Consider the following 24,861-nt stretch of genomic DNA (forward strand, 5'->3'; position numbering starts at 1 on the left):
TTACCTGCCTGTTTACGGATTATAGGCTACTTTCGCGTTTTTGTCGACTGTTGAGGCCGCCTTTCCTTTGGGCGGCGGCGTCACAAGGCCTACTTGCTTATCATCTTGAGGTTTCAAGCCGAGACGCTTGGCTTCCTCCTTTAAACGATCCGGACTTTGCAGTTTCTCCACTTCTTGCTTCAGCGCACTGTTCTCCGCTTGAACCTGGCGGATCTTTCTCTGTAAGTCGAGAATGTCCGTGTTCATTTGATAGATGGCTGTCACCCGGTAAACAATGATACCGGCAAGGAAAACAACCAGCAGCACCGTGAACAAGTAAAGCAGCTTCTCGCGAACAGGCAAAGACTTGGCGCGGTAAACAACCTTGGTTGTTTCTTTATATTTAACTTTTGGCGGCTGCTTACGGGACTTCTTTGGATCAAGTGCTAAATTCCCTTGAATATAAGCCATTCCCTTCCCCCCTCACCATAGTCATATTAAAGTTTCTCGGCAATCCGCAGCTTCGCTGATCTTGCCCGTTGATTGACTTCCAGTTCCTGTTCGCCAGGAATAATAGGTTTGCGTGTCACCAGTTTCAAGGTACCTTCGCGCTTGCAGACACAAATTGGAAAATCGGAAGGACACGTGCACTTCTCGACGTTATTCACCATGATCTGCTTGCAGATCCGGTCTTCCAGTGAATGGAACGTAATGACAGCCACTCTGCCCTGTGGAGCCAGGCAGCGTATCGATTGCTCCAGCGCTTCCTCAAAGGCCCCCAGCTCGTCATTCACAGCGATTCTCAGCGCTTGGAAGCTGCGTTTCGCCGGATGCCCGCCGGTTCTTCTGGCTGCGGCCGGGATGCCTTCCTTGATCAGCTCGACCAGCTCGCCGGTCGTTTCAATCGGCTGCTTCGCCCGCGCTTCGGCGATGACCGCCGCAATGCGGCGCGAGAACTTTTCCTCGCCGTATTCATACAAGATCTTGGCGATGCGCTCCGCCGGCCATTCGTTGACAATGATTTTCGCTGTCAGCTCCGTTGTGCGGTCCATCCGCATATCGAGCTCAGCGTCTTGATGATAGCTGAAGCCGCGTTCCGCTTCGTCCAGCTGCGGCGATGAGACGCCCAAGTCGAACAGGATGCCGTCGACTTGCGGTTTGCCGTCTTTCATCGCTCTGGGCACGCTATGCAGCACATGCTCCAAATCGCGGAAGTTGCTTTTCACAATCTTCACGCGATCGATATAGGGAGCCAGCACCTTCTCCGCATTGGCCAGAGCGACATCATCCTGATCCAAAGCGATGAGCAAGCCGTCCTTGCCCAATTTGGAGGCGATTAAGGAACTGTGCCCTGCTCCCCCCATTGTACAATCGACATAAACGCCATCCGGTTTTATATGTAAACCTTCTACAGACTCTTCTTTCAGTACCGTTACATGATGAAACACGTGTTGTCCTCCTACAAATTACAAATCAAAATTGAAATCGACGAGCTTCTCCGCAATTTCGTTAAAGGATTGCTCAGACTCATTGGCATAGTTTTCCCACATTTGCTTACTCCAAATCTCAACGCGGTTGGAAACACCGATCACAACGCAATCTTTTTCAAGCTTGGCGTGCTCCATCAGATTGCCTGGAATGTTAGCGCGTCCTTGCTTGTCCAAATCGCATTCCGTGGCCCCGGAGAAAAAAAACCGGGTAAACGCGCGAGCATCGGACTTCATAAGCGGCAGCGCTTTGAGCTTCTGCTCGAGGATCGTCCACTCCGATCGGGGATAGACGAACAAGCATTGATCCAAACCGCGTGTGATGACAAAAGATTCACCGAGGGCTTCACGAAATTTAGCCGGTATAATGATACGGCCTTTTTCGTCGATGCTATGTTGGTATTCCCCCATGAACATAGCATGGCGCCCCCTTTCCCTCCACTTTGTACCACTTTCCACCACTTTTAAATCCCTATTCGCCAAAAACGCAGCAAAATCCTGCTACGTAAGCAGGATTTGCTGCGTTTTCATGAAAAATAGGTCTAAAGTCCGTCTTTTGTCCCTTGATTTTCAACTTCAAGAGTTTGTAAGTCGGCATTTTGCATTTTCAAATGTTCTCGCATGCTTAGCAGTTGTTGGTGCTTTTTCCGCCTATACACCCATATGGGTATCGCTATTATAGCAAGTACAGCTAGGACTGGTAAAGCCGCGGCAAAAAATACCAATATGCCTTGAAGTACTGCTGTGAGTACGTTTAAGCTGGAGTACCACGCCCTCTCGATCCGTTCCTGAAGCGAAAGTACATTCGGATCCGCCAGCAATGGCTTATTCGCGGTCTGCTGATACATGCGTAGTTCGATAGTCGAGTACGCCACATTCTGATCGAGATAGCGCATCCGCCCTTTGATCTGCTCGATGTTCTCCTGAACCTTGGACAATTCATTCGAAAAGGCAAGCAAATCATCGGTTTTCGCAGCTTTTTCCATAAAACTGAGGAGCCTGGATTCCACAAGCTGCTTGGCCTTCAGACGTGACTCGAGATCTACGTACTCTTCCGTGACATCCTGACCTTGGACGTTTCGCTGCAGCGTTGGACTGATCTTTTCCAGCCCGTCGAGCAGGGAAACGAAGCCGCTTGCCGCCACTTTGATCGTATAAGTGCCCCCTCGCTCGCCTGTGCTGGCATTCTCAGAGAACTGCAAGATGTACCCCCCGCTAAGCGCCACAAGGTCTCTAAGCTGGGTCTGAGCCTTGCTGTAGTCCTCCACAGGCATCACGAGGTTGGCGCGATAGATCAGCTTGCGGTTAAAGCCTGCGGCTGCGTCGTTGCCGGTGGCGGGCATGACCGTGATCGGCGCTGGAGCCGCATCTATCTTTGCCTGCGCGCTGTCATTAGCCACACGACTGGAGCCCGCTGCGGTACCGGTTGCGGCTGTGCCAGGCGCTACTGCTGCTTGGTCCTGCGCCGCATTTGCCATAGACGCCGGCTGGCTGGCCGCCTGAGCTTCTGGAGCCGCGGATTTGGCTGACGACTCCGATTTGGCAGAGCTGCAGCCGGCAAGCGCCGACAGCAGCAACAAAGACAGCATAATCATGTGAAGCAGCTTGCTTGTGTTACACATGCGACGGCTTGCCCTAAATCGTGTGACTCCCCTCATTTTTACCCAACCCCTCTTCCATTTATAGGTAATACACCCTATTAACGGCGGTAGCAACATGAATGTTGCACGGAGTGGCCTCGTTGGAGTTAAAAATTTCTTCAACTAAAACTTTCATAACCTTCAGCCGAGTCACTAACTAATGGTTTGACAGCTATACAGGTCTGAAACCTAGCCAGGATTTGCCTCGTGAATGAGCAACTTTCATAATAAAAGGCCTAAGAAGCAATTCGCTCCTTAAGCCTTCGATATTAATGCTCGTTCCAGCTGTCCAAATAATCCTTTTGCTCATCCGTCAACGAATCAATGCTGGTGCCCAAAGATTCCAGCTTGAATCTGGCGACTTTCTCATCCAGCTCATAAGGCACATTAACAACCTTCTTGCCGATGCTCTCGTATTGCTCGTTCACATATTTCAGCGACATCGCCTGCAGGGCGAACGTCATATCCATAATTTCCGCCGGATGGCCGTCGCCAGCTGCGAGGTTGACAAGACGTCCTTCTGCCAAAATGTAGAACTTCCGGCCGTCAGCCAATTGATACTCCTCAATATTGCGGCGTACCGTACGTTTGGAGACAGACATAGCTTCCAGCTCCGGCTTATTCACTTCAACATCAAAATGCCCCGCATTCGAAAGAATTGCACCATCTTTCATCACTTTGTAGTGCTCGCCACGGATGACATCACGGTTGCCTGTAACCGTGACGAAGAAATCGCCCAGCTTCGCAGCTTCGCTCATCGGCATGACGGCAAAACCATCCATATGAGCTTCTACCGCTTTGATCGCGTCGATCTCCGTTACGATCACGTTGGCGCCCAATCCTTTTGCCCGCATCGCCACGCCTTTGCCGCACCAGCCGTAACCGACGACAACGACATTCTTACCAGCAACCACAAGATTCGTCGTACGGTTAATGCCATCCCATACGGATTGACCTGTGCCATAGCGGTTATCGAACAGATGTTTGCAATATGCATCGTTCACTGCAACCATCGGGAACTGCAGCTCGCCGCCTTTCTCTAGCGCCTTCAAGCGCTGAATGCCGGTCGTCGTTTCCTCGGCCCCGCCGCGAATGTTCTCGCGCAAGTCTTGGCGCTCCGCATGCAGAATCGTTACCAAATCGCCGCCATCATCGATGATGAGATCCGGCTTCGACTCCAGCGCTTTAATCATCAGCTCTTTATACTCCTGCGGGCTTGGATTGTATTTCGCAAACACCGTGATGCCGTCCTCCACCAGAGCCGCACACACATCATCCTGTGTGGAGAGCGGATTGCTGCCTGTGATTGTCACGTCTGCGCCGCCGGCTTTAACGACTTTAGCCAAATATGCCGTTTTGGCTTCCAAATGCAGCGCAATCGTCACCTTAAGCCCTTTAAACGGCTGATCTTTCTCAAATTGCTCCCGAATGCGGTTCAACACAGGCATATGCTGCTTAACCCAGTCAATTTTCAAATGGCCGTCTTTCGCCAGGCTCATATCGGCAACAATGCTTTTATCCACAGTATTCAAATAGATAACCTCCTATAAATAATAAACGCGGTGCAAACCGTCAACGGGAATCGGCGTTGTCAATAAGGTATGAAGCCAATCAGATCCGTACCGATTTATGTAAGCACACCCATTATACACTCTTTCCTGAGGCTTGGCTAACGGGAGAATCGTCAAGCGAATGCGCTCCAGCTGCCTTAAAGCGGAGTCAAACTGCATGCGATAAGCATCTGTCGCCTTATGCTCAAGAAACTCAATTTGCTCGATGATCTTCGCCAAATTGGTCTCCCCGAGCTTTTTCACACCTGGGTTAATGGCATTTAACGATTCGACTAATGGTGTGTAGCCGGCGCGGAATTCGGCCTTCACCGCGGCAAATCGTTCATTCAGCTGCAGCGTATCCTGCGCATCCAAAAAGTGCTGCTTCTTCTGTTCGTAGCGCTGCTCAATTACATCGGCGAGCGTGATATTATATTTATTCATATACTTCAGAACCGTGCCTTCAAGCAGCGTAAATTCAAGGCGCGGCGCAATAATCGGCATTCTCATTCCATATAGCTCAAAAGCTTGCTTCGTTAAAGCCCAGTAGGCGATTTCCCCAGGGCCAAGTACCGCAGCCAGCACAGGGAACAAAAAGTCCTGCATTAACGGACGGGTCATCACATTATTGCTAAGCTGCTCCGGCGTTGTCAACGCTAGATCATGCAGCTGTTTCCGGGTATACGTAAAATCTTTCTTCTTATCGGTAAACTGATCCCCTTCCCGATGAAGGAGCAGCCTCTGTCCGCCGGCATAGATGAATAAATTCGCCCCATCTTCGGCTACATCGGCTTGCGCCTGGTAACCTGCGGCCTGAACGTGGGAGCGGCTTTGCAGCAGAGACTCAGTCAAGTTCTCATTCTTCATCACAAGCTGCTCAAACATTGGCGCTTCCAGTTGGCGCAGGGCAGGCTCATCGGAATCGATCAGCACGAGGCCATAATCGCCGAACAGCTCTGCCATGAAGGCGGCAAACGCGTCCGAAAGCGTCGTCGGGCCTTCCATGGTCCGGTTTATCTTAGCCATCAGGTCCGCTTTGAATTCCGTGTCCATGAGCGTCCTGTCCAGTCCCTCAAGCGCTTCTTTCCAAGCTTCCGGCTTAAGCGGCAGCTTGCTAACGGACGTACGATGACCAGTTGGATGATCGACTTTGAGTTTCTCGACCTGCTGCGCACTCGTTAATGTATAAAGATGATTGACCTCATCGAAGTCGTGGTCTTCCCCGGCAATCCAGAATACAGGCACCACAGGGCGCTGCAGCTTCTCACTCCATTGCTTTGCTAATTGCACAATGGTAATGGCTTTATAAAGCACAAGCAGAGGCCCGCCAAAAAGACCAGCCTGTTGGCCGCCTACAATTGTTAACGCGTCTGCTTGATTCAAGGCGGCGATTTGCTCCATCGCTGCAGGTTTATTTCCGACTCGGCGGTTATAGCCCGTCAGCACATCGACTAGACGCGCACGATCCGCTCTTGGCGCCGCATTCTCTTCTGTCAACCAGGCAGCCCGCTGCTGCCAATCACGCTCGTTCTGATAATGATAGGAGAACAGACCGTTGGTCCGTTCCGGATCGCTAATATAATCTTCAGCAAGCGTCTGGCTTTTCTTCCAATGAAAAGGTTCCATATGCATAGATGACACTGTCTCCTCTATAATCCAAATAAAGACGTTCCTTTCTTGATTGTACACGTATGATCGGCAATCGTCAAAACTGTATTTATTTCAATTACATTTCTAGCCGCATAAATGCAATAAAGCCGCCCCTTTCGGGACGGCTGAAGCAATTAGTACAGATGGCAAGCCACAAAGTGGCCTGGTTCAACTTCTTTGCTAGGCGGCATGGATTCTGCGCACTGCGGCATTGCTTGTGGGCAACGCGTGCGGAACGGACAGCCGCTTGGCGGGTTGAGCGGGCTCGGCACATCACCCTGCAGGATGATACGCTCGCGCGTGCGCTCTACCTCTGGATCCGGAATCGGAATCGCCGATAGCAGCGATTGGGTATACGGATGCAGCGGTTTCGCATACAGATCGTCGGATGTCGTTACTTCCACGAGGTTACCCAAGTACATAACGCCGATACGATCGGAGATGTGTTTCACCATCGCCAAGTCATGCGCGATGAACAAGTAAGTCAAACCGCGCTCTTTTTGCAGGCGTTTGAACAAGTTCACGACTTGCGCTTGAACGGATACGTCAAGTGCGGAGATCGGCTCGTCCGCAATAATGAATTGCGGTTCGATCGCCAGTGCGCGGGCAATCCCGATACGCTGACGTTGTCCGCCGGAGAACTCATGCGGAAAACGGTTGGCGTGCTCATCGTTCAAGCCTACTGCGCGCAGCAGTTCCAACACTTTCTCTTTACGCTTAGCGCCTGTGTACAGACCGTGAATATCAATGCCTTCTGCAATGATATTGCCGACAGTCATACGCGGATTCAAAGAAGCGTATGGATCCTGGAACACCATTTGCATATTGCGGTTGAACTCTCTCAGCTTCTTGCCTTTCAATTGGTGCACGTTCTCACCGTTGAAGATAACTTCACCGGATGTCACGTCGTACAAATTGATAATCGTTCTGCCTGCTGTGGATTTACCGCAACCGGATTCGCCTACGAGACCGAATGTCTCACCGCGGTTAATTTCAATGGAGAAATTGTCAACGGCTTTCAGAATCTTGCCGCCACCCAAGTTGAAGTGCTTCTTCATATTGTTAATTTTCAAAATCGGTTGTTGCTTAGCCATTGTGAACACCTCCTGCAGCTACAGGACGTTCAACTTTCGGAGCATCTGGGTGCAGCAGCCAGCAAGCTGAGCTGTGTGTATCGGACAACGTTGTGTGCTCCGGATCTTCTTCCAAGCAGATGCTCATTGCATATGGACATCTAGCTGCGAATGCGCAGCCTTTTGGCGGTGCAAAAAGATCTGGCGGTGTACCTGGGATTGGAACCAATTCTTCATTGGCATTTGTATCCAAGCGAGGTACGGAACGCAGCAAGCCCCAAGTGTAAGGATGCTCCGGATTGTAGAAGATTTCGTCTACCGTTCCTTGCTCGACAATTTTACCTGCATACATAACGACAACGCGCTGTGCCATATCGGCAACGACACCGAGGTCATGCGTAATAAGAATAATAGAAGAGTCCGTCTCGACTGAGATCTTTTTCATCAAATCAATGATTTGAGCTTGAATCGTTACGTCGAGCGCTGTTGTAGGTTCATCAGCGATCAGCAGCTTTGGCGAGCAAGCCAAGGCAATTGCGATCATAACACGTTGACGCATACCACCGGAAAGTTCGTGCGGATACTGGTGAATACGGCCCTCAGGGCTGTTGATCCCTACGAGCTTCAGAATCTCAATGGCACGCTCTGTCGCCGCCTTCTTGCTGAGGCCTTGATGCTTGACCAAACCTTCAGTGATCTGGTCACCGATTTTCATCGTTGGATTCAACGATGTCATCGGATCTTGGAAGATCATGCCCATTTCGGAGCCGCGGATTTTCTCCATTTCTCTGTTGGACAATTTTGTAATGTCCATCTTGCCGTCGAAGAGCACGGAACCGCTTTTTATATAGCTAGGCGGAGTCGGAATCAAACGCATGAGCGTTTGGGCCGTTACGGATTTACCGCAGCCGGATTCCCCTACAATCGCCAATACTTCACCTTTTTTCAGGTTAAATGTAACGCCGCGTACGGCTTGAACTTCCCCTGCATAAGTGCGGAAGGAAACTTTAAGATCTTTAACTTCCAGCAAATTGTTGTTGGTGCTCATCTATAATTCACCCCTTATTACTTGCGCATTTTTGGATCAAGCGCATCGCGAAGTCCATCGCCTAACAAGTTAAAGCTTAATAGAATTAAGCTAAAAATGATAGTAGGGAAAATAAGGCGATGCGGATACAAACGGATATAGTTCGCGCCGTCAGACAGCAAATTACCAAGCGATGCCAGCGGCGGTTTAATGCCAAGACCGATGAAGCTCAAGAAGGCTTCTGTGAAAATCGCTGTTGGTACAACGAACGTAATTTGTACGATAATGATACCGAGTGCATTCGGAATCAGGCTGCGCATAATAATGCGCATTGGTGAAGCGCCAAGTGTACGCGAAGCCAGGACGAACTCCTGTTCTTTGAGCGTCAACATTTGACCGCGCACCAAGCGGGCCATAGGTACCCAACCGGTGATACTATAAGCCAAGATGATCGTCGGGATACCTGGTCCGATAACCATGATGAGCAAAATAGCGATCAGCAAATATGGAATCGAGTATACGATCTCAATGGTACGCTGCATGATTTCATCGACTTTACCGCCGTAATACGCAGAGATACCGCCGTAAATTACCCCGATAACCAAGTCTATCAAAGCCGCGACAATCCCGATGAACAGGGAGATCCGCGTTCCCCACCATACACGCGTCCAAAGATCACGGCCGAAATCGTCCGTACCGAACCAGTGTGCGCCTGATGGTGAAGCATTTTTCAGTTTCAAATTCTGAGTCTGATAGTCATAGCTAGAGATAAAAGGCACAACCACTGATAATACAATCAAAGCAACCAGTATAATTAAGCCAGCCATAGCCAGTCTATTTTTCTTAAGTCGTCTCCATGCGTCCTGCCAGTAGTTCAGCGAAGGTCTAACAATTCTTTCGCTTGTTAAGTTAGCGCTTGATACGGGAGCAAACTTGTTGTTAGTCTCAGTTGTTTGCGATGTCGTTTGCATCATTTATTTCCCGCCTTTCCCAAGACGAATTCGAGGGTCAATAAAGCCATACACAACGTCTGTAATAAAGATTACTAAAATCAAAATACTCGAGTAGAAGATGGTCAAACCGGAAATCATGGTATAATCATTGGAATATACCGATGTTACAAAGTGTTTACCCAAACCAGGAACCGAGAAAATTTGTTCAACGACGAGAGTACCGGTGATTACGTTTACAAATATTGGACCAATAATCGTGATTACCGGCAGGATCGCGTTACGAATCGTATGTTTCACAACAATCGTAATGCTGTTCAAACCTTTTGCTTTCGCAGTTTTAATGTAATCCTGATTCAAAACGTCAAGCATCGATGTACGCATCAAACGCGCTAAGATCGCAATCGTACCGAAGGAGAGTGCAATTGCCGGCAAAATTTTGTAGCTTGGCCCTTTCCAGAGACCCGCTGGCAAAATACCCCATTTAACACCAATGTAGTAAGAAAGTAATGGCCCTAATACGAAAGATGGAATCGACACACCGAGTACGGCAATGAACATCGCTGTGTAGTCGCCTGCTTTATTATGCTTCAAAGCTGCTGTAATACCCAGAGTCAAACCTACGATAATCGCAATCGCGATCGAGATCAAACCAAGTTGAAGCGATGAAGGGAATGCTTGTTTGATAATATCTGTAACCGTGTGAGCAGGGAATTGAAAGGAAGCTCCTAGATCGCCATGGATGACATTATTCATGAAAGTCAAGTATTGCTCCCACAATGGCTTATCTAGGCCGTATTGCTTTAACAACATTGCTTTCGTCTCTTTAGGGATCTTCTCAGAGCCTTCTCCTAGTGGATCTCCCGGTAAGTTTTTCATCAACACGAATGTGAATGTTGCGATGAGCCATAACGTGATAAGCGCATATAAGAGACGGCGAAGAATGAACTTAACCATGATGCTCCTCCTTTATTAATGTAAAAGCTAAGAAATTTAGAAGAGGCCGCGCCCACGAGGTGTTAACGGCCTCTTCTTTTAAAGGTGTTTTTTGAGCTTGTAATTACTTAACAGAAGCCCATTTCAATTCCCACTCTTGACCGAAGGAAGGCAAGATGATGCCATCAACATTCGGTTTTTTCAAGTAAGCACGGGAACGGAAGTATATTGGAGCTACGCCTTGATCATCCATCAAGATTTTCTCAGCATCTACCATTGCTTTCGTACGCTTTGTAGCATCTGTTTCGGTTTGAGCTTGTTTCACCAAAGCGTCGTACTGCGGGTTGCTGTAGTCGCCTTCGTCAAACTCGCCGCCAGTTACCCACATATCCAAGAATGTCATTGGATCGTTGTAATCCGCGCCCCATAGGGACAGAACCATATCGAAGTCATGTTTGGAAGAAAGATCGATACGAAGTGCGTGCGGAACTGGGTTCGCTTCAGCTTCGTAGCCAAGGTTTTGTTTCCATTGAGCAAGGATGAACTCAAGGGATTTCTTAGCTGTTTCTGTATCGTCTGCATTCACTTTCAACTTAGGCAAGGAAGTCATGCCAAGTTCTTTCAAACCTTCTTCGAACAATTGTTTTGCTTTAGCTGGATCGTACTTAGGCTGTGTATCGCCAGCAGTTTTACGGAAGTCGCCGCCTGCACCGTCAGATGTACCGCCAGGGATCAGACCTGTGGATTGTACCGAACCATTACCGAGTACTGTATCTACGAAAGCTTGACGATCGATCGCCATACCAAGCGCTTGACGGATTTTCTTGTTAGCAAGTGCTGGTACTTTCTTCGTTTGGAACATGATGTAGGAATTCGTCAACTCTGGTTTAGGCAGGTTGTCTGGCTTTCCTGCATACAATTTCAACTGGTCGCGATTGATCTCAGTCAGATCAGCTGCATCTGTTTCATAAAGGTTCAAACCAGTGTTGGAATCCTTCACGATATTAACAGTTGCTTTTGTGATTTTCACGTTAGCAGCATCCCAGTATTTATCGTTCTTAACAAGCTCAAGGCTTTGACCGTGATCCCACTTGGAAAGAAGGAACGGACCTGCACCGATAACTTTGTCAGCATCTGCGCCGTACTTGTCGCCGTATTTAGTTACGATATCTTCACGTTGCGGCAAGAATGTACCGAATGCCAGCATGGATGTGAAGAAAGCAACAGGTTTTTCTAATTTAATCTCAAGTTGTTTGTCGTTGATTGCTTTAACGCCAAGCGCATCTTGAGCAGCTTTTACTTCTTCAGGAGTTTTCGCTTTCGTTACGGCTTCGCCGCCTTTGATCCAAGCAACTACGAAGCTGTATTGCGCTTTCGTTTTAGGATCCAAAGTACGTTTGAAGGAGTAAACGAAATCTTGTGCTTTAACCGGTTGACCGTCGGACCAGTTCGCGTTGTCGCGGATGTCGATGGTGTAAGTCAGACCGTCAGCGGACACTTTAGGGAAATCTTTTGCAAGACCAGGAGTTGCCTTGCCGTCTTTGTCAATACGATAAAGACCTTCGTTAAATGCGCTGATAAATGTAAATGCAGCATTCGCAGTCGCAACGGAGCTATCCATAATTGGAGGCTCAGCAGTAAAGTTGATTTTGATTTCTTGTGGCTTGTTGGAAGCCGCTGGAGCTGCCGATCCTTTAGTTTCTCCAGATGGTGATGCTGCTGGAGCACCCCCGTTGTTTCCGCAACCGACAGCAACGCTACCCATAAGTGTAAGTGCTACCGCTGTTGTTACCCACTTTGTCGCTTTCATGAAACTCCTCCTTTAAAATTATGTATGTCTAGTATATGGCTAGGTGTTTTTGGAAGTTATATTGACATAAACTTAACACCGTGAACCCAAACAGAAAAAGAACACCGCTTTCAATGTCACTTATACTAACATTCACTTAACAACAATCTCTGGTAAAAAAATTTACTAGAGTATATGCAAGGAATTATAACATATTAATTTGCAATGTCCAATACTAATTTACCTTTGTTAATTTAGTATTGAGATAATGTTCAGAAAACTCTCTCACGGTTTTTAATTATACAACCATCGGTCAATAAAATCTATATGATTTTCATTGTTATTTTCTACAATTATCAAATTATTATTACAAAAGGATTGCTTTTTCCGCAAAATGTAAGCACTTACTTTTATTTTCATGTCGAAAAAATTAAATTTTTACCGACATGGAGCAGGAACAGAATGACATAAAGAGTTGAAAGCCCCAAAAAGCTTAAGCGCCACACGACGCGGCTCACTTTCAATAAGTCGGCCTTCCCCTTCAGCTGCGTCTGGTAGCCGCCAATCATCCCGAAGGCGATCAGCAGGACGAGCACGATGAGCCAGAAGCCGAATGTAGTTTGAAACAGACGATTCCACATCAATGAAACCGAGCCGATCAGAAAGATCGTCGTGATATCCATCGTCAGTCTCGTTGTCATTTTCTTGTCCTTAAGGAAAACGTATACTAAGAACCAAAGTAGAATAAATGTAATAAATGGAGCTACGGCCATTGTGGCATAAATCGTAGATAAAATATTCGTCAAGACGCTCACTACCAATCACCTACTCTTCAAGAGCTTTCACGAGACGATACACGGTCCGATGAATGGGAAGCTCGATCTGCAAGGCTTCCGCCAACCGCAGTAAACTGCCGTTCATGCTGTCGATCTCGGTGTTCCTCTTCAGCATCACATCCTGCAGCATAGAGGAGTGGTTGCGCGCAGTCGCCTTGCACACATGCTGAATCGTTTCCCATAGATCTTCAGGCAAAGAAATCTGTTTCGCCGCAGCAAGCAGCATGGCTTCATCGAATAGATCTCTCATCAACGCAATTGTCGAGGGTGAACGCAGCAAATCCCCATTCTTCACGCGCAAAATAGCCGTGAGCGGGTTAATCACTGCATTGATGAGGAGCTTGGTCCATATTCGCATCACCATGTTTTTCGACATCTCCGCTGAAACTCCTGCTTTTTCCATTAAATCTGTCAACAAAATTTGCAAACCTTCAGGCACCGGTTCATGCCCTGCCGCTTCGATGGCTCCAATATACGTGATCCCTTTGCCCGTATGCGATACGGCGTTGCTCCCTTCTTTGCGCGCGGCCTCTGTCGTCACGGCCAGCAGCAGCTTGTCGCTGCCGACGGCGCTGCCCAGCCTTTGTTCGTGTCCGATTCCGTTCTGGAAACAGACGAGCACCGTCTTTGCCGCCATAAGGCTTTTGACACCAGCAATCAGCTCATCGGTAATCGCCGTCTGTTTCACCATCAAAAAGATAAAATCGGGATCCCCCCCGCTCCCCGCTTGCCCATCTTCAAAGCTTTCCACAACTATATTCCGAGCGGCCATCCGCGTACCGTCCAGGACGATGCCATGCTCTTGCAGCGCCTGCGCCTGGTCTTTCGTTCTCGTTACGATCGTCAATCGGTGTGAACATTCAGACAACTTGGCGGCAAATAAAAGACCGAGCGATCCTGCGCCGACAATCATGATATGCATCATCTTTGAATCCCTGCTTTCTATTGTTAATTGATTCCTTCCATTATAGCATCACCGCGATAACATAATAAAAGCCCCGGCTTGAGGATCTCTCCTTAGCCGAGGCTGCTTATGCTGATCATTAATCTACTCTTTCTAAATTCCCGTTGGCATCCATTTTGAAACGAGGCTTGCCGTCTTCTTCTTCCTCTACCAGGAAGGCCATTTTCCTTGCCCGGTCCATAATTTGGATCAAAGCTTTATAATCATCGTTAACGACGCGGTAATCGGTAGACACTTCACTAACCTGCTTGTTCAGTTTGTCATTCTCCCGAACGAGCTTATCTAATTCCTCTTCTTTTTCCTGCAACTCTTTTTCTAAATTTTTGATATGCCTGTTCATATCTTGATAGGTGCTGCGCCACTGGCGTAGAAAGCGAATGACAGCATCTATCGAAAGCGTTTCTTCTGTAAACGTTTCAGATTTGATGTTGCCCAGTTCCGCATTATCCAGCATCGCAATGGATGAGCTTGAAATGCTCACAGCCGCATGCTTCTTGAGCTGAGTGCGCTTCTGTCGCTGCGCTTTAGCTATTTGAATCGCTGCTTCATATTTCTTCCTAACGAAGCTATTCCAGCGAAAACCGCAGGCTGCCGCTGTCCGTCCAATCCGTTCGCCTACTTCTTCGAAAGCTGACAATTGCGTGCTTCCTTCTCGTATATGCCGCAAAGTCACTTCCGCTAAAATCAAATCGTCTTCGTCGCTCCAAGCATCTTGTCTGATTGCCGACATAAGGTCAATCCTCCTAACATTAATGTACGGTTGCATCTATACCGAAAGCTGGCCGAGCATACGCGTGTATTATGCCTTCAGTAAGAGTAAAGTGATTTTAGAATGATCTCACTCCGGTTGGTATACATGGATTGGTACCATTAGTACTATTTCTATGCTCATAGTAGATTTCATAGAATCTATTTGATACTAAATGGTATTGCCAAATTTTTTGTCACTCATACATGGAAGGCTTATAAAATGACATACTAGTCCTAGATGATGAAATGTTTTTAAATTCGTCACGTTTTGACGGTTTACACTATTGGACTCAAAAGGTATAATGTGGTGTAGTAAAAGTGCAACGTGGAACGAGAGGGGGATGTAACGAAAAATGGATCGCATGTTTCGGGTACTAGGATTTTGGACGCTTGCCATCGCTTTGATGAGCTTAGCTGGCGATATGATTCCAATGTCTTTGATTTTCTTCTTCCAAACAGCCGTATTCGTCATACTTGGCTATATGCGCTTGTCAGAACGCACGTACATATTGTTGTTCTGGGGTTATATGATCCTGTCCTTTGGCGGATTTACGTACTGGTCATTCTTCAAAATGACCGTCTAACCGACAACGAACAACAAAAAGAAAAAGTGATCCGATATCCATCGGATCACTTTTTTTTCGTTGCAATCAATACTTTGAACAATTCGCTCATTTGGTCGCTAACCAGCAATTGGCGGATCGCCCGATTCCTTTTTGACACGTCGCTGAACGGATTCCGATCAAAGTGATTTTGAAGTTTATGTAAAATGCCCTGGTCCAGCAAAAATTCCCGCTGTGTTTGCAAGGAAACCTCATCCGCACCGGACATCGAGGCTGTCTGCTTACATGCCGTGAAATTCACATGTGATGTCACATCCTGCTCTCCTTGGTAAATAAAGGGATTATCATGCGCCTGATGCCGGCGATAGCACATCAACGTTCCATTATGGCGATGAGGTGCGTACAGCTCCTCCTGCCGGTCACCGTAGTCAATCACCAGTAAGCTGCCGCTGTGCATGCGGTTCATCACCGCCTCAATCCAAGCCGCTGCTGCAGTATTGATTTCCGCAATTTGCCCGTCTACCCATTGAACGTTCATCCCCTGCAAGTCGTCTAATAAGCGGCTGTCCTGAAGCGAGCGCCATATTTCCGAAAAAGTCTGATCGTCTTCATTCCAGACCACATAACTTTGTTGCCATTGCTCCTGCTGGTAACGCATTCGCTGAACCGGAAAAGCATCCAGCAATTCATTGGCGATGACATAGAGATGATCCTGCGGTGGTTGCGCGAACCACGCTTGTTCTTCCATGAAGGTTAAGACGTCCGCGTGGGTTTGCAGCGTTTCCCGCTGCAGGCGGCGATGATACGAGCTGGATTCAATCATCGTATACGATAAGCGGCTGTACAGGTCAGGCGCGATCAAACGAAGTTCATCCAGCACATGCAACGCCATACGCCCGTTGCCGCCTCCCCATTCTACGAGGTGGATTCTTTCATCGGGGTCATCCGGAACACGTGTTCTTTTCTCTAAAAAAGCTGCCACCATGTCGCCCATCACCGTCCCGATAGAAGAGCTCGTATAGAAGTCTCCGGCTTTGCCGATTTTCGGCTCTTCATTGCGATAATAGCCACCAGGCTCATTGTATAAACAAATATTCATATAATCGCGAAACGTAATCATCTGCTCAGCGCTTTGCGCAATCGCCGCTTTCAAAGCATGAACGACCTCCGGACGGCCCAGTTGAGTATTCACTTGCATCCCCCATTTCTTTACTTGAAGACAAATGCTCACGAAACCTATATAATGATAAAGGATTATGGAAGGAGAGACAAAAGTATCATGTGCAAAAAATGGTTGACCCTCACGGTGGTGGCTGCAGTCAGCATCACCTCATTAACAGCTTGTACAGATAATACGAAAGTGAAAGAAGCAGCCGTTCAATCGCTAGACAAACAAAAAGAAATGAAATCGTATACTTTCGAAGGAAGCACGGCTTTATCGATGAACGATGCTTTGATCAAGACCTCGAACCCATTAACGAATGGATTGCTCGCGCTGGTGAAAGAAAGCACCATTGAATGGAAAGGCATCAGCAACATCGATCCGCTGCAATATCAGACAGATTTGAAAATTACCCCTAAAGGGTCTACATCGCCTTTTGAGATTCCAATTCTCATTAAAGATAACAAAATGTATTTTAATATGCCAGCTATAAATAAATCGGCTGATGAATATTATATGGTTGATTTGCAGCAAATGAGCCAGAACAGCAAATCGCCGCTCACACTGGACAGCTTGAAAAACACATCACAACTGACCACCTCTCTGGCCAGCCTGCTCATGGGCGGAACCGATGCCAAATGGTTTAGTCAAGCCAAGGATCCGGTCAAGCTGAAAGATGGCACGAATGCCAAATCAATCAGCATTGAGATCACAGACAAAAATGAAAAAGAATTGAATACGATGCTGCAAGCAAAAATGCCTGAATTCATCGGTTTATTGCAAAATAACGGCCTGCTGTCTGCCGATAAAGCGGACGAGCTGAAAAAAGCGCCTGCCGGCAACTTTCAGATTCATGCACCTGGCAAAATGAACATCGCCATTGATGATCAAGGATTTGTCCGCGATGAAACGTTGGATCTGAACTTCGCCGTAACCGCGGCGGACGGTAAAGCCGCTGATAATCATATCACCTTGCACCAAACCTATGATGCGATCAACCAAGGTTCTCCACTGACCAAAGAAGTGCCGAAAAATGTGCGCAGCTTCGATGAGATTCTAAAGCTAATCGCTCCTGCTAAAAAATAGCCTATCCTACATACTTACCTCTTCATCGGGTAAGTATTTTTTTGTGCTTCATTTAATAGAATTATGTTAATCTGATCATAGGGGGAGAGAACATGAAATGAATAATAAAATCAAAGCTATCTGGATGTCGATCCTGCTGCTCCAATCGCTCATGCTTCCATCCTACTCCGCTTACGCCGAAGAAGGAGCACAGAATCAAGGGGATACCAAAGAGCTCGTCCAGAAGGGATTAACGATATTTGAAATCGATAAAGAAGTCGCACGCTTGAATGATCAAGACGCGCAGATTGCTGAGCAAATCAAGCAAAATGAGCGCGATATTGACAATCAGAATCAAGATGTCGCGAAGACGAGGAAACATGCCGCAAGAGTGGTGCGCGCCTACTATACAGGCGAACGAGACTCCATCTGGATGCTGATGTTCTCCGTCACTTCTTTTTCCGATGCGCTGAAAATGTTCGAGTATTTGTCTATGATTATCAGCAATGATCATCGAGCGCTGGATCAATTTACGACTTCCTTCGTGAAGCTGAAAGCTTTGCGCAGTGGTCTTGAAACTTCGCGTTTACAGCTGCAGCAGACGAAAGATAAATATTTGCAGCAGCGTACACGGCTTGTGCAATTGCAGGAAGAGCTGGACAAGCAGCTAGCCATCACGGCCCAGGCAAAAGTGATTGAAGAGCAAATTAATAATGTGAATAAGCAATGGAGGGATCAGGGCGTGCCCCTATTCCGGGAATATCTCCGGAATTTAAACACCGCGTTTAAAGATCTTCCGCAATATGTGACCAATGGCAGCAATAACTTTTTGGACTTATCCAATCTTAAAAATCCGGTCATTACTATTACCGATCAACAATTTAATGCGTACATACATACGAAAAATGAACAGCTTGCCAATTTGAATTTCACCTTTTTAGATGGCAGCATTGAAGCGCAAGGCACGCAAGACGATGTCCATGTCACGTTGGACGGGCAATTCATCTTGATAGAAAACCCGGATATGAACGAGGTTCGTTTTCAAGTCAACCGGCTTGTGTTTAACGGCTTTGAGCTGCCGGATACGACCATTGACGATTTTGCCAAAGAGTTTAAACTCGGTTTCATCCCGCGGAAAATGGTCAGCTACATGGATGTTGTCAGCGTCGAAACGAAAAAGGGAGTCGCTACCGTGAAACTGAAACTCATGCTTTAAACGGAGCAACTTGCATGCAGCTGCAGTTTTCCACATAATAGGGATACAACGAATATAAAGCGAGGACCGAAACATGGAATCAAAAATTGGCATTATGCTGGATTTGCCCGATGATAAATTGCCAGGCTTTTATGCCCAAGTAGTCAAGGCCTTAGCTGGGAAAGCGCAGTTATTTGATCGGGATAAAGAGATGCTGATCGTAAGCGATGAAGAACAACAGCAGGCTGTGCTGGATATTATGGCACATTATAAGGTCGAGACAGAAATCATGGCGCTGTGCCTTGTCCCTGATGATGCCGAACTGACGGACCTGTTCAACGATTATGGCTTTATTAGCCGTTCCGAGCACGCATACCTCTACGAATCGCTGATCCGCGTATTCCGACTTGTTCCAGCTAATGAGCGGGCTGACGCTGCGTCCGCGAAGCAGCAGATGGACGAGCATTTGCTCGCGCAGTGGAACGCGGACGGACTCGATACGTTCGTCGTTGACCGCCAGCTGGAAGAACTGATGCATGGCATCGCTAAGGCGTACCGCTGCCAAATCGAAATTGTGCTGTAAGCTGGCCGTGTTCAGCACTAAGAAAGCCCTTATCCATCGATGGATAAGGGCTTTCTCGACGCTTACAGCAAATCTGCTGCCAGCTGAGCCAAATGTGAACGCTCGCCGCGTTCCAGTGTAATATGGCCGCTAATATTTTCCTGTTTGAAGCGTTCTACCACATAAGTTAAGCCGTTGCTTGAAGCATCGAGGTACGGATGGTCAATTTGATCCGGATCACCGAGCAGGACAATCTTACTGCCCTCTCCTACGCGCGATACTATCGTTTTCACTTCATGCTTCGATAGGTTTTGCGCTTCATCGATGATGATGAATTGGCCGGGAATCGATCGGCCGCGGATATATGTCAGGGCTTCCACTTGGATGCTGCCGAGGCCGGCCAGCACCTTATCAATGTCCCCCGGTTTTTTCGTATCGAATAAAAATTCCAGATTATCATAGATCGGCTGCATCCATGGCCGCAGCTTTTCGTCTTTTTCCCCTGGCAAGTAGCCGATATCCTTGCCCATGGGGACGACCGGACGCGCGATCAACAGCTTCTTATATTTCCGCTCGTCTTCGATTTTCATTAGACCTGCCGCGAGCGTCAGCAGTGTCTTCCCTGTCCCCGCTTTGCCCGTCAAAGTCACTAGCGGGATGTCATCATTGAGCAGCAGCTCCAGCGCCATGCGCTGCTGCGCGTTGCGGGCGGCAATGCCCCAGATGGGCTCGTTGCTCATAAACAGCGGCTCGAGCTTCTTCCCTTCGGCATTGACTTTCAGCAGCGCCGATTTGGAGGTGCCCAGCTCATCGCGCAAGATGACAAATTCATGCGGGTGCAGCATATACCCCAAGTTTAATGAATTGACGCTCAGATAGCGGTACGAATAAAACTCATCAATAATGGATGGATGCACATGCAAGGTCAAATATCCTGTGTACATATCCGTCTGGGCGACAATGCGGTCCGTCAAATAATCTTGTGCGGTTAAGCCTAGCACGTCAGCTTTAATGCGGACCAACGTATCTTTACTCACGATGACGACAGGTCTTGGCATATCGTTCGCTTGCTCTTCAATGTGATAATTGAGCGCTACGGCCAAAATCCGGTTATCATTGGTCAATTCGGCGAAGGTTTCCTGCAGCTTGGCAAAGCTGCGGTGGTTTAGCTCAACCTTGACACTTCCGCCATGTTCTAATGTAATCCCATCGGATAACGTCCCTTTGGCTCTTAACCCGTCCAGCAGACGGGAGACATGTCTAGCATTGCGGCCGATTTCGTCGGCATTCCTTTTCTTTGAATCGATTTCCTCCAACACCACGGCGGGTATGACTACTTCATTATCTTCGAAGGCAAACAGAGCATTTGGGTCTTGAAGCAGTACATTCGTATCCAACACGTAAATTTTTTTCATTTGTATGTCCCCTCCCAGTAATGGCGTTAGATCATTGGCTATAAGAACCAATACGTATTGATTCATACATACAAGCTAGCTGATAAGGACAAACTAAATGCGAGATGCAAAGAAAAAAGAGAGGATCGATTCTATTGAGACGAATCTGCCTAGTGTTGCTGTTCATGTCCTTGGCTGCCGGCTGTAGTCAAGCGCCGAAAAATGGTGCTGCCCCCCCTCAAGATCCATCTCAACAACAAGTGAAAGTTCAACAAATCGCTCCGCAAAAACTGGAGATTAAAGATTCCAGAGCGGTTGCGGACCGGTTGGAGCAACTGGCTACCAGCATTCCCGACGTCGAAAGCGCGCATTGCGTCGTCTTCGGCAACACCGCGGTTGTCGGCATTAACCTGAATAAACAGATGGACCGCGCCAAAGTCGGGACTGTGAAATATTCGGTAGCGGAGGCGCTTAAAAAAGATCCCTACGGCGTCAATGCCATCGTTACCGCAGATATGGATCTGGACCAACGCTTGCGCGATATTCGCGATAATGTCCGGGCCGGAAGGCCGATTACCGGATTTGCTGAGCAGATGGCAGAAATTATCGGCCGCGTGATGCCGCAATTGCCGCGCGATATTCGCAATCCGCCGAGCAACCAGGCGCCAAGTGAAGCGAATCGAGTCGGAAGCCCGAATCTCTAGCAGCCTGCAAATACAACAAAAAGCCTGTCTGCAACCGCAGATCTAGGCTTTTTTCATCGCATTAAAAACTTGTCCGTCCAGCTTGGCTGCTGCGCGGACATCTTCAGTTAGAAAGGCATGAACAGATCCTGTCCCTACGACACTTAGGGACACAGCAGGATACTTCCGTAGATTGGACACGATCCGGGATCGTGCATCCACAGCAAATCGCAGAGTAGCCCTGTCCTTGGCATCAATCCAGGAATCCGCATGGACACATGGGGCGACTGTTTCAACATCAAAGATGTTCAAACGCTCGAAATTCTTGTTGTGTAAGTCTGGATACAGCTGCTCCGGTATAACTGTGATGTGTTCAGCCATGTCGTCTGCCTCCTACTAGGTGGTAAAAACGAGCCTTACGCTTTCAGTATAGCATAGCATGTGGCAGGCTATCCACCTTTATGTGACATCTCTGCAAGTCATGCAAACACTCCTTTAGCACCCAGTTATACCTTATATGTACGTCGGATTAACAAACTTATGTCCTGCAATGACAAGACTATTGCTGATTATATTTCGGATTGCCATTGATATCTTCGAGCAGCTTCTCCGAGGCTTCCCGGTCAAACCGTTGAATTTTGCTGATTCCTTCTTGCTCGTAGGCGATTTGGATGGTGGAAGTCTGCTCTTGATCTTGCTCTAGTATATGAAAATCATGAACCAAATGATCCTCTTTTAAGATGACGGCAAAAAAATCTCTCGTCTCGCGGGCCGCTTCATCCTCAGGTCTGCCTTCGGCGACAATTTGCATTTGAAGCCAATTAAACAAAGCATCTTGAAGCTTCATCTCACATGCCATCCTCTCTTAACAAAATGACAGCCCAGCCTGCATCCAGCCAGCTGAGCCATAGCTGTTTCCAGCTTTGCAAGCGCTCACTATTTGCTGCAAGTTGATAAACCAATCCCTGCGTCTCACGGATGGTCAGCAATCGATCGAGAAACGCTTCTGCGCAATGCGACAGATGAAGCACCGTTCCGTCAAAAACGATATCGTCCTCACTCGCCAGCTCCAGCTCATCTGCCTCTGCGCCGCATACGTCTGGATCATCGCTGAGCAGCATGCTCGCTTTAAACATCGGCAATAGCCGCGGATGCAGCCCGTTAGCTATCTCACGCAACTTCTCCAGCTCAGCTAACGGTTCACAGACGATACGTTCACGGCCAACTAGTAACGGCGATCGGTTCACAATTGGAGTCAACCAGTACTTGGTCATTTGCCCCTCCTTTTATGCTATGCCTTCTTATTGCCGCTTCGCTTTTCAACAAAATAGCGGACGCGGACAAGCAGCATCAGCCCAACAGCCACAGCCAAGCTCAGAACGATCGGCAAGCCCGCCACTTGAAAGAAAAGCAGCATGACAGAGCCGAGCGCCAATAACACATAGATAATCAGCGATTTTAACACCGGCAGTTTGCGGGTGCGAAACACTTTGTTATACACATACGTCATAAACACAAAAATTAATATGTAAGTCGTGTAAATATGGTCGGCAAGCCATGCATTCACTTTCATTCACTCCATATTCCCGTAGTCGTATTGCTTATGTATACATATAGGGAAAGGGAAATGAGGCCTGGTAGCCTGCATTTCCCTTCTCCATCATAACTTAACCTGCCATTACACGTTAGCTTCAGCCATTTTGCGGTGCTTCTCGGCACGCTCGCGCTCACTTTTGTTCAAAATCTTTTTGCGCAGACGAACGGACTTCGGCGTAATTTCACAGTATTCATCGTCGTTCAAATATTCAAGCGCTTGCTCCAAGGAATAGAGACGTGGAGTTTTCATTTTCACAGTCTCTTCTTTGTTTGCAGAACGAATATTGTTTACTGCTTTTTCTTTACAAATGTTCACGATGATATCATTATCGCGCGTATGCTCGCCGACGATCATGCCCTCGTAAACTTCAGTTTGCGGATTAACGAACAGAATACCGCGATCCTCAACGGAAAGAATACCGTACAGCGTGGATACGCCAGTTTCACTGGATACGAGCACACCTTCGTGACGGCCGCCGACGTTAGCGCCTTGGTAAGGACCGTAGCTGTCAAACGCATGGTTCATAATGCCGTAGCCGCGTGTCAGTGTCAAGAAGTTCGTTCTGTATCCGATCAAGCCGCGCGCTGGAATCAAGAATTCCAAACGAACGTTGCCGGAACCGTTGTTGATCATGTTCACCATTTCCGCTTTGCGGGAGCCCAAGCTCTCCATAACGGAGCCCATGCTGTCTTCGGGAACGTCGATGATCAAACGCTCGATCGGCTCCATCTTTTGACCGTCAACGACACGGATGATAACTTCCGGCTTGGATACTTGCAGCTCGAAGCCTTCGCGGCGCATATTCTCGATCAGAATACCCAAGTGAAGCTCACCGCGGCCGGAAACGATGAAAGCATCCGGGCTGTCCGTATCGTCTACACGCAAGCTCACGTCTGTCTCCAGCTCTTTGTACAGACGCTCGCGAAGCTTACGGGATGTAACCCATTTTCCTTCACGGCCGGCAAATGGACTGTTGTTCACCAGGAACGTCATTTGCAGCGTCGGCTCATCAATTTTCAAGACAGGAAGCGCTTCTGGATTAGCGGCATCGGCAATCGTTTCTCCGATGTTAATATCTTTAATACCGGAGATCGCGATAATATCTCCCGCACCGGCCTCTTCAATCTCAACCCGCTTCAAGCCGGTGAATCCGAACAGCTTCTCGATTCTCGCTTGTTTCGTGATGCCTTCACGGTTAATAACGGCTACCGTTTGACCTTGACGGATTTTACCGCGGTTGACACGGCCAACACCGATGCGGCCCAAGTATTCGTTATAGTCCATCAGTGTAACGAGGAATTGCAGCGGTTGTTCAACATCTTCCGTCGGAGATGGGATATGGTTAACGATCGTCTCATAAATCGCATGCATGTTCTCGTCTTGCTTCTCTGGGTCCAAGCTCGATGTACCTTGCAGCGCAGATGCATAAACGACATGGAAGTCTAATTGCTCATCCGTTGCACCTAGCTCGATGAACAAATCAAGAACTTCGTCGACAACTTCCGCCGGACGCGCGTTCGGACGGTCGATTTTGTTCACGACAACAACCGGCGTCAAGTTCGATTCCAGCGCTTTGCGCAGAACGAATTTCGTTTGCGGCATTGTGCCTTCAAAAGCGTCAACGACGAGCAATACGCCGTCAACCATCTTCATAATCCGCTCCACCTCGCCGCCAAAGTCGGCGTGTCCTGGTGTATCGACAATATTAATCAAGTAATCTTTATATGAAATAGCTGTATTCTTAGCCAGAATCGTAATCCCGCGCTCTCTCTCAAGGTCGTTCGAATCCATGGCTCTTTCCTGGATCGCCTCGTTCTCGCGGAATGTACCGGATTGTTGAAGCAGCTTATCGACGAGTGTTGTTTTCCCGTGGTCAACGTGCGCAATGATCGCGATATTACGGATCTTTTCTCTTGCGTGCATGATTTCAAACCCTCTCTACCCAATAAATTTTCGTCTCTATTCTCACAAAAGAAGCGTCGGACGAAAGCGCCGACGCTTGACATTTA

26 protein-coding genes are annotated in these 24,861 nt (G+C 47.9%); 5 read left to right on the forward strand and 21 right to left on the reverse strand.

What is annotated here, in order from left to right:
- Positions 1-12: 12 nt before the first annotated feature.
- The 14 genes from ftsL to O9139_RS30455 form a co-directional block, all read right to left on the reverse strand.
- Positions 13-450 carry a cell division protein FtsL gene (ftsL, locus tag O9139_RS30390; RefSeq protein ID WP_270885487.1) on the reverse strand — a complete coding sequence of 146 codons (438 nt, stop codon included), beginning with the start codon at positions 448-450 and terminating at the stop codon, positions 13-15.
- Positions 451-476: 26 nt separating this feature from the next.
- Complete coding sequence (rsmH, locus tag O9139_RS30395) at positions 477-1,427, reverse strand: 16S rRNA (cytosine(1402)-N(4))-methyltransferase RsmH (protein WP_270885488.1); 951 nt, start codon at positions 1,425-1,427, stop codon at positions 477-479.
- A gap of 18 nt (positions 1,428-1,445) precedes the next feature.
- Positions 1,446-1,883, reverse strand: a complete 438-nt coding sequence (gene mraZ / locus O9139_RS30400; protein WP_270885489.1) for a division/cell wall cluster transcriptional repressor MraZ — start codon at positions 1,881-1,883, stop codon at positions 1,446-1,448.
- A 125-nt stretch (positions 1,884-2,008) separates the two neighbouring features.
- A complete protein-coding gene (locus O9139_RS30405) occupies positions 2,009-3,088 on the reverse strand; it encodes a DUF4349 domain-containing protein (protein WP_270885490.1) in 1,080 nt (359 codons plus the stop codon).
- 287 nt (positions 3,089-3,375) lie between these two features.
- Positions 3,376-4,638, reverse strand: a complete 1,263-nt coding sequence (locus tag O9139_RS30410) for an adenosylhomocysteinase (protein WP_270885491.1) — start codon at positions 4,636-4,638, stop codon at positions 3,376-3,378.
- Between the two features lie 12 nt (positions 4,639-4,650).
- Complete coding sequence (bshC, locus tag O9139_RS30415; RefSeq protein ID WP_270885492.1) at positions 4,651-6,288, reverse strand: bacillithiol biosynthesis cysteine-adding enzyme BshC; 1,638 nt, start codon at positions 6,286-6,288, stop codon at positions 4,651-4,653.
- 152 nt (positions 6,289-6,440) lie between these two features.
- A complete protein-coding gene (locus O9139_RS30420; RefSeq protein ID WP_270885493.1) occupies positions 6,441-7,400 on the reverse strand; it encodes an ABC transporter ATP-binding protein in 960 nt (319 codons plus the stop codon).
- A complete protein-coding gene (locus O9139_RS30425) occupies positions 7,393-8,427 on the reverse strand; it encodes an ABC transporter ATP-binding protein (protein WP_270885494.1) in 1,035 nt (344 codons plus the stop codon). The genes O9139_RS30420 and O9139_RS30425 overlap by 8 nt, the downstream gene beginning before the upstream one ends.
- Before the next feature lie 17 nt (positions 8,428-8,444).
- Positions 8,445-9,377, reverse strand: coding sequence for an ABC transporter permease (locus O9139_RS30430; RefSeq protein WP_270885703.1), 933 nt, complete (start codon positions 9,375-9,377; stop codon positions 8,445-8,447).
- A gap of 3 nt (positions 9,378-9,380) precedes the next feature.
- Complete coding sequence (locus tag O9139_RS30435; protein WP_270885495.1) at positions 9,381-10,313, reverse strand: ABC transporter permease; 933 nt, start codon at positions 10,311-10,313, stop codon at positions 9,381-9,383.
- A 103-nt stretch (positions 10,314-10,416) separates the two neighbouring features.
- A complete protein-coding gene (locus O9139_RS30440) occupies positions 10,417-12,102 on the reverse strand; it encodes a peptide ABC transporter substrate-binding protein (protein WP_270885496.1) in 1,686 nt (561 codons plus the stop codon).
- Between the two features lie 395 nt (positions 12,103-12,497).
- On the reverse strand, positions 12,498-12,896 hold the full coding sequence (locus O9139_RS30445) for a DUF3397 domain-containing protein (protein ID WP_270885497.1): 399 nt from the start codon (positions 12,894-12,896) through the stop codon (positions 12,498-12,500).
- A 10-nt stretch (positions 12,897-12,906) separates the two neighbouring features.
- The gene (locus tag O9139_RS30450; RefSeq protein WP_270885498.1) at positions 12,907-13,842 is read right to left on the reverse strand and encodes a ketopantoate reductase family protein; all 936 of its coding nucleotides are present in this window, start codon (positions 13,840-13,842) and stop codon (positions 12,907-12,909) included.
- A gap of 118 nt (positions 13,843-13,960) precedes the next feature.
- Positions 13,961-14,611, reverse strand: a complete 651-nt coding sequence (locus O9139_RS30455) for an RsfA family transcriptional regulator (RefSeq protein ID WP_270885499.1) — start codon at positions 14,609-14,611, stop codon at positions 13,961-13,963.
- Positions 14,612-14,984: 373 nt separating this feature from the next.
- Here O9139_RS30455 and O9139_RS30460 point away from each other — a divergent pair, with 373 nt between their 5' ends.
- Entirely contained in the window at positions 14,985-15,215 is a 231-nt protein-coding gene (locus tag O9139_RS30460) for a DUF2626 domain-containing protein (RefSeq protein WP_270885500.1), read from the forward strand.
- Positions 15,216-15,261: 46 nt separating this feature from the next.
- Here O9139_RS30460 and O9139_RS30465 read toward each other — a convergent pair whose 3' ends face one another.
- Entirely contained in the window at positions 15,262-16,386 is a 1,125-nt protein-coding gene (locus O9139_RS30465) for a class I SAM-dependent methyltransferase (RefSeq protein ID WP_270885501.1), read from the reverse strand.
- Positions 16,387-16,473: 87 nt separating this feature from the next.
- Here O9139_RS30465 and O9139_RS30470 point away from each other — a divergent pair, with 87 nt between their 5' ends.
- From O9139_RS30470 to O9139_RS30480, 3 genes are all read left to right on the forward strand, one after another.
- The gene (locus O9139_RS30470) at positions 16,474-17,442 is read left to right on the forward strand and encodes a hypothetical protein (protein WP_270885502.1); all 969 of its coding nucleotides are present in this window, start codon (positions 16,474-16,476) and stop codon (positions 17,440-17,442) included.
- 97 nt (positions 17,443-17,539) lie between these two features.
- Positions 17,540-18,637: a coiled-coil domain-containing protein gene (locus O9139_RS30475; protein ID WP_270885503.1), complete on the forward strand. Its 1,098-nt coding sequence runs from the start codon at positions 17,540-17,542 to the stop codon at positions 18,635-18,637.
- A 73-nt stretch (positions 18,638-18,710) separates the two neighbouring features.
- The gene (locus O9139_RS30480; RefSeq protein ID WP_270885504.1) at positions 18,711-19,199 is read left to right on the forward strand and encodes a hypothetical protein; all 489 of its coding nucleotides are present in this window, start codon (positions 18,711-18,713) and stop codon (positions 19,197-19,199) included.
- A 62-nt stretch (positions 19,200-19,261) separates the two neighbouring features.
- On the opposite strand, the gene O9139_RS30485 is transcribed toward O9139_RS30480, so the two are convergent.
- Entirely contained in the window at positions 19,262-20,593 is a 1,332-nt protein-coding gene (locus O9139_RS30485) for a PhoH family protein (RefSeq protein WP_270885505.1), read from the reverse strand.
- Positions 20,594-20,727: 134 nt separating this feature from the next.
- On the opposite strand from O9139_RS30485, the gene O9139_RS30490 reads away from it, so the two are divergent.
- On the forward strand, positions 20,728-21,276 hold the full coding sequence (locus O9139_RS30490) for a YhcN/YlaJ family sporulation lipoprotein (protein WP_270885506.1): 549 nt from the start codon (positions 20,728-20,730) through the stop codon (positions 21,274-21,276).
- Positions 21,277-21,318: 42 nt separating this feature from the next.
- Here the strand turns inward: O9139_RS30490 and O9139_RS30495 are convergent, their stop codons facing one another.
- The 5 genes from O9139_RS30495 to typA all read right to left on the reverse strand — a co-directional run bounded on the left by O9139_RS30495 (position 21,319) and on the right by typA (position 24,775).
- Complete coding sequence (locus O9139_RS30495) at positions 21,319-21,636, reverse strand: PNPOx family protein (protein ID WP_270885507.1); 318 nt, start codon at positions 21,634-21,636, stop codon at positions 21,319-21,321.
- 178 nt (positions 21,637-21,814) lie between these two features.
- Positions 21,815-22,102, reverse strand: coding sequence for a hypothetical protein (locus O9139_RS30500; protein WP_270885508.1), 288 nt, complete (start codon positions 22,100-22,102; stop codon positions 21,815-21,817).
- Position 22,103: 1 nt separating this feature from the next.
- Positions 22,104-22,529 (reverse strand): hypothetical protein, encoded by a 426-nt coding sequence (locus tag O9139_RS30505; RefSeq protein WP_270885509.1) that lies wholly within the window; start codon positions 22,527-22,529, stop codon positions 22,104-22,106.
- 17 nt (positions 22,530-22,546) lie between these two features.
- On the reverse strand, positions 22,547-22,822 hold the full coding sequence (locus O9139_RS30510; protein WP_377525459.1) for a YlaH-like family protein: 276 nt from the start codon (positions 22,820-22,822) through the stop codon (positions 22,547-22,549).
- Positions 22,823-22,933: 111 nt separating this feature from the next.
- Complete coding sequence (gene typA / locus O9139_RS30515; RefSeq protein ID WP_270885511.1) at positions 22,934-24,775, reverse strand: translational GTPase TypA; 1,842 nt, start codon at positions 24,773-24,775, stop codon at positions 22,934-22,936.
- Positions 24,776-24,861 lie beyond the last annotated feature (86 nt).

The organism is Paenibacillus aestuarii (assembly GCF_027789125.1).
Classification (GTDB): Bacteria; Bacillota; Bacilli; order Paenibacillales; family NBRC-103111; genus Paenibacillus_E; species Paenibacillus_E aestuarii.

What these genes read in the sequence shown, in the direction of transcription:
- ftsL (WP_270885487.1), bottom strand. Translation starts at nt 450, where the DNA reads ATGGCTTATATTCAAGGGAATTTAGCACTTGATCCAAAGAAGTCCCGT.
- mraZ (WP_270885489.1), bottom strand. Translation starts at nt 1,883, where the DNA reads ATGTTCATGGGGGAATACCAACATAGCATCGACGAAAAAGGCCGTATC.
- O9139_RS30405 (WP_270885490.1), bottom strand. Translation starts at nt 3,088, where the DNA reads ATGTGTAACACAAGCAAGCTGCTTCACATGATTATGCTGTCTTTGTTG.
- bshC (WP_270885492.1), bottom strand. Translation starts at nt 6,288, where the DNA reads ATGCATATGGAACCTTTTCATTGGAAGAAAAGCCAGACGCTTGCTGAA.
- O9139_RS30420 (WP_270885493.1), bottom strand. Translation starts at nt 7,400, where the DNA reads ATGGCTAAGCAACAACCGATTTTGAAAATTAACAATATGAAGAAGCAC.
- O9139_RS30425 (WP_270885494.1), bottom strand. Translation starts at nt 8,427, where the DNA reads ATGAGCACCAACAACAATTTGCTGGAAGTTAAAGATCTTAAAGTTTCC.
- O9139_RS30430 (WP_270885703.1), bottom strand. Translation starts at nt 9,377, where the DNA reads ATGCAAACGACATCGCAAACAACTGAGACTAACAACAAGTTTGCTCCC.
- O9139_RS30435 (WP_270885495.1), bottom strand. Translation starts at nt 10,313, where the DNA reads ATGGTTAAGTTCATTCTTCGCCGTCTCTTATATGCGCTTATCACGTTA.
- O9139_RS30440 (WP_270885496.1), bottom strand. Translation starts at nt 12,102, where the DNA reads ATGAAAGCGACAAAGTGGGTAACAACAGCGGTAGCACTTACACTTATG.
- O9139_RS30450 (WP_270885498.1), bottom strand. Translation starts at nt 13,842, where the DNA reads ATGATGCATATCATGATTGTCGGCGCAGGATCGCTCGGTCTTTTATTT.
- O9139_RS30455 (WP_270885499.1), bottom strand. Translation starts at nt 14,611, where the DNA reads ATGTCGGCAATCAGACAAGATGCTTGGAGCGACGAAGACGATTTGATT.
- O9139_RS30460 (WP_270885500.1), top strand. Translation starts at nt 14,985, where the DNA reads ATGGATCGCATGTTTCGGGTACTAGGATTTTGGACGCTTGCCATCGCT.
- O9139_RS30470 (WP_270885502.1), top strand. Translation starts at nt 16,474, where the DNA reads ATGTGCAAAAAATGGTTGACCCTCACGGTGGTGGCTGCAGTCAGCATC.
- O9139_RS30475 (WP_270885503.1), top strand. Translation starts at nt 17,540, where the DNA reads ATGAATAATAAAATCAAAGCTATCTGGATGTCGATCCTGCTGCTCCAA.
- O9139_RS30480 (WP_270885504.1), top strand. Translation starts at nt 18,711, where the DNA reads ATGGAATCAAAAATTGGCATTATGCTGGATTTGCCCGATGATAAATTG.
- O9139_RS30485 (WP_270885505.1), bottom strand. Translation starts at nt 20,593, where the DNA reads ATGAAAAAAATTTACGTGTTGGATACGAATGTACTGCTTCAAGACCCA.
- O9139_RS30495 (WP_270885507.1), bottom strand. Translation starts at nt 21,636, where the DNA reads ATGGCTGAACACATCACAGTTATACCGGAGCAGCTGTATCCAGACTTA.
- O9139_RS30500 (WP_270885508.1), bottom strand. Translation starts at nt 22,102, where the DNA reads ATGAAGCTTCAAGATGCTTTGTTTAATTGGCTTCAAATGCAAATTGTC.
- O9139_RS30505 (WP_270885509.1), bottom strand. Translation starts at nt 22,529, where the DNA reads ATGACCAAGTACTGGTTGACTCCAATTGTGAACCGATCGCCGTTACTA.
- typA (WP_270885511.1), bottom strand. Translation starts at nt 24,775, where the DNA reads ATGCACGCAAGAGAAAAGATCCGTAATATCGCGATCATTGCGCACGTT.